Source organism: Microbispora hainanensis (assembly GCF_006874475.1).
GTDB lineage: Bacteria > Actinomycetota > Actinomycetes > Streptosporangiales > Streptosporangiaceae > Microbispora > Microbispora hainanensis.
Window position 1 is genome coordinate 1 of sequence record NZ_VIRM01000221.1, and the last position, 341, is coordinate 341.

The window sequence follows — 341 nt, forward strand, 5'->3', positions numbered from 1 at the left end:
GGTCAGGGTCTGGCCTACAACCAGAAGATCGGCACGGGCATCTTCGAGTTCGGTTACCCGAGCGGGTCGCACCCGGACGGCAACTACGCCTTCTCCGGCAAGACCCAGAAGTGGGCCTACGGCAAGACCTTCAAGGCGGCTGCGCCGTCCATGAAGGCCGAGGAGCTGGTGGGCATCAAGTCCTCCTTCACCGGCGAGGGCTCCATCGGTTCCGCGTGGCTGTACCGCTACAGCAACACCAAGCGGCTCGGTTACCTCAACGGTGTGACCATCGCGGTCTCCGACACCGACGGCAACAACCGCATCGACACCAACGTCTCCCCGTACTTCGACGGTGAGAC

Annotated in this window: 1 pseudogene; it reads left to right on the forward strand. The window is 63.3% G+C overall.

Features of this window, described 5'->3' with window-relative positions:
• Nucleotides 1-341, forward strand: a pseudogene (locus FLX08_RS40200) (trypsin-like serine peptidase); the annotation flags it as partial.